This window comes from Caulobacter sp. B11, assembly GCF_002737765.1.
Taxonomy (GTDB): Bacteria; Pseudomonadota; Alphaproteobacteria; order Caulobacterales; family Caulobacteraceae; genus Caulobacter.
In genome coordinates this window covers 1-3,546 of record NZ_PEGG01000388.1, presented here as the reverse complement: position 1 = coordinate 3,546, position 3,546 = coordinate 1, and the positions used below count along the sequence as shown (strand labels likewise).

3 protein-coding genes and 2 pseudogenes are annotated in these 3,546 nt (G+C 66.9%); 2 read left to right on the top strand and 3 right to left on the bottom strand.

Annotated features, from left to right (window positions below):
- The 3 genes and pseudogenes from CSW58_RS13275 to CSW58_RS13265 all read right to left on the bottom strand — a co-directional run.
- Positions 1-342, bottom strand: a pseudogene (locus CSW58_RS13275) (chromate transporter); the annotation flags it as partial.
- Positions 339-1,166: a 23S rRNA (adenine(2030)-N(6))-methyltransferase RlmJ gene (gene rlmJ / locus CSW58_RS13270; RefSeq protein WP_099447593.1), complete on the bottom strand. Its 828-nt coding sequence runs from the start codon at positions 1,164-1,166 to the stop codon at positions 339-341. The gene rlmJ and the pseudogene CSW58_RS13275, both read right to left, overlap by 4 nt.
- 124 nt (positions 1,167-1,290) lie before the next feature.
- Positions 1,291-2,280: a YafY family protein gene (locus tag CSW58_RS13265; protein ID WP_099447592.1), complete on the bottom strand. Its 990-nt coding sequence runs from the start codon at positions 2,278-2,280 to the stop codon at positions 1,291-1,293.
- Positions 2,281-2,362: 82 nt separating this feature from the next.
- Between CSW58_RS13265 and CSW58_RS13260 the strand changes: the two genes are divergently transcribed.
- Positions 2,363-2,707 (top strand): hypothetical protein, encoded by a 345-nt coding sequence (locus tag CSW58_RS13260; protein ID WP_099447591.1) that lies wholly within the window; start codon positions 2,363-2,365, stop codon positions 2,705-2,707.
- Positions 2,708-2,990: 283 nt separating this feature from the next.
- Positions 2,991-3,546 (top strand): annotated as a pseudogene (locus CSW58_RS13255) (flagellin); the annotation flags it as partial.

Genomic DNA, 3,546 nt, shown 5'->3' with positions numbered 1-3,546 from the left:
GACCCGGCCCGGCCCAGGGCTCGCGGGCATGGACGACGTAGAGCGCCGACAGGCTCAGCATGACCGCCAGGCCAGGCAGCACGAACAGCAGCCCCGCCGCCACGCCGCCGCGCACGCCGTGAAGGCGCCACCCCAGCCAGGTCGCCAGTTGTTGCGCCTCCGGCCCCGGAAGCAACATGCAGAAGCTCAGGGCGTGGGCGAAACGGGCCTCATCGACCCAGCCACGGCGCTCGACCACCTCGCGGTGCAGCAGCGCGATCTGGCCGGCCGGACCTCCAAACCCAGCAGGCCGACCTTCAGCCAGACAGCCAGGGCCTGACGGAAGGTCGGCGTGGCGCTCACCCGCCGGTCCGCCAGATCCGGGCCCCGCCGCCGGGTTCGCCCAGATGTTCGGCGATCCAGCTGGTGATCTCGGCGATCACCGGTTCGACGGACGGCGGCGCGCCGATCACCACCATGGCGCAGCCGTTCATCTTCATCGGGTCGCGCAGCGGCCGAAGTCGCAGTTCGGCGGCCAGGGCCTTGTCCGTGATCGCCTCCAGCGCCCGCATGAAGGCGTCGAAAGTCTCCAGGTCCTTCAGCGGGGTCCAGATGGCCACAACCGCGTGAGGATCGCGGGCCAGCACCGCGCGGACGGTGGCGACGCACTGCACATAGTCGTCGGCCCGCTCGAACGGCGGATCGATCAGCACGAAGGTCCGCTCCGCCCGGCCGGTCCGGTCCACGGCGGCGGCATAGCCGTCCGACTTCAGGGCCTGGGCGAAGCCGTAGGGCGCCAGGACCCGGCGCAGGCTGTCGAAATCATCGTCGCGCAGTTCGCAGGCGGTGTAGCGATCCGTCCGGCGCAGGCCCCGCGCGATCAGCAGGGGCGAGCCTGGATAGAGCGACCCGTCCTTCGTCACATTGAGGTCGCTCACCGCTTGCAGCAGGGCCGCGAACGCGGCCGGCGGGGCGTCCATGGCCAACAGCCGCCCGACGCCAGCCTCGGCTTCGCGCGACTTCTGGGCCATCTCGCCGCGCAGGTCATAGGCTCCGGCGCCGGCATGGGTGTCGATGACGTTCAGCGGCCTGGCGTCAGCGGTCAGCGCCGACAGCAGGGCCGTGAGGATCGCGTGCTTCTGAAGATCGGCGAAGTTTCCAGCGTGGAAGGCGTGACGATAGTTCATCTGGTCGCGCTTTCTCCCCGGAACCGGCGGTTCCTCTATCACATTGCGCCATCCTAGGATGGGCGGCATCGCCATGGCGCGGCCTTTTTCCGATCGTCGCCGGTCTTTAGGCCACCGCCCCGGATCAGCCTCCGGCCGCCTCATGGGCCTTCAGCGCCGCCCGCAACTCGTCGACCATCATCCGACGCAGGCTCGGCGGCGAAACGATCTCGACCGCGTCGGCCCAGGTGAACAGGTGCCAGGACAGCTCCAGCATGCCGCTGGCCCGAAAGGACACCAGGACCGACCCATCCGCCTCCTGGTGGACCGTCTGGTTGGAGTGGAAGCGCCAGCGCAGGGCGTCCTCGGCGCGGTCGGCCCGGATGCGCAGCACCACGTCCTCGACCTGGCCGTGATAGATGCCAAAACTCTCGTCCGCGAAGGCCTGCAGCGAGAAATCGGCCGGCGGCGACGCGGCCTGGTCGAGGACGGCGATGTCGCGGATCCGGTCCAGCCGCCACGACCGGGGTCGCGGATCCTCGCCCTCGATGGCCACCAGATAGTTGCTATGGCCAAACAGGATGCCCAGGGGCGTGACCGTCCGGGTGCGGCCCGGCGCGCTGCCGCCCTCATAGCGAAAGGCCAGCGCCGACAGGCTCTTGATCGCGGTGCGCACCCCAGCCAGCACCTGCTCGTCCTCATAGGGCCGGGGTCCGGCATGGACGGCGATGGTCTCGGCCTGGACCAGGGCCTCGACGTCTGGAGCCACGCGCCGGCGGGCCGCGCCGCGCAGGGCCGACAGCAGCTTGCGCTCGAGGCCATACAGATTGGCCGCCCGCCCCTGGGCGCCGCGCGCCGCATAGGCGTCGGCGGCGGTCCGCAACGCCGCCAGTTCCTCGGCCGTCGGGGTCTGGAACAGGCTGTCCAGGCCGGACGGGATGCGAAACCGCCGGGTCGGTGGATCCTCGATGGCTTCCATCTGCGGAAAGGCCGCCCAGACCGCATCACGCATCCGTTCGGCGGTGCGGCGGCCCACCGCCATGGCCCGGGCCATTTCATCCAGGGTCATGCCCTCGCCGCTGCCGGCCAGCATCCGGGCCAGGTCGAGCAGCCGTGTCGCCTTGTCGTGTCGCATCGGGCAATCATTACGACCGTTTCTGACGCAGTCCAGCCGCAAAAGGGATCATCGACCCCCGCGCCGCCCCTGGAGTTCGCCGATGAGCCGCCTCGCCTGCCAGACCTGGCACACTGTTCCGGTCAACGCCGCCATGATCTCGGCGGTCCTGGCCTTCGCCGACATTCATCGGGATCTGGGCGGCGGACGCACCCTGATGCGGCTGTCGCCGGAACGGGTGGTCCGGGCCGACATCATTCTGCTGCTCGGCGGCGACGCCGAACGGGCGGCGGATATCGGCCTGGTCTGGAACGAGCGCGAAGACCAGATCGTGCGGATCATCGACGACGCCCAGCTTCGGGCCTCGCGACTGGCGGCCTGGGAAGACGCTTTCGACCTGTTCGACGTTGAAGAGATCGCCCCTCAGCCCCTGAGATTGTCAGCCTAGAGTCTTGGCGACCTGTTTCGAAATGAAACACCGCATTCTTCGATTCAAAACCAGATCCGAAACCCGTGTATTCAGGATTTTCAGTCGTATTAAGCATTATTAACGGCCGCACTTTGAGCCAGCGGCAAGAATCAAACAGCGTTAATCGACGTTAATTCTCAGTTTGACTCTGAACTGCGACAATTTCACCTCTTCTAAACCAGAGGGTTGCATAGTGAGGCTGGGCAAAAAGCCCACCGGCCGTCAAAATGACGTCGGGCACCCTCGAATAGGAGCCACCGTAATGGCGCTGAATAGCATCAATACGAATTCGGGCGCGATGATCGCCCTGCAGAACCTGAACACCACCAATCAGCAGCTCGAAGTCACGCAACAGCGTATCAATACCGGCAAGAAGATCGCTTCGGCCAAGGACAACGGCGCCATCTGGGCCACGGCCCGCAACCAGTCGGCAGCCGCCAGTTCGTTGAACTCGGTGAAGGACTCGCTGCAACGCGGTCAGTCCACCATCGACGTGGCCCTGGCCGCCGGCGACACCGTCACCGACCTGCTCGGCAAGATGAAGGAAAAGGCCCTGGCCGCTTCGACACCTCGCTGAAAACCCGCTTCGTTCAACGCCCTGAAATCCGACTTCGACTCGCTGCGCGACCAGGTGACCAAGGCTGTCACCAACGCCAAGTTCAACGGCGTCAGCATCGGCGGACGCTCGACCACCAAGCTGGCCTTCCTGGCCAACTCGGACGGCTCGGCCTTTCACCGTGACCGCCAAGACCCTGTCCCTCACCGGCCTGGCATTGACCGGGCTCGACCTTCACCACCGCCGCCGCCGCCAAGACGAT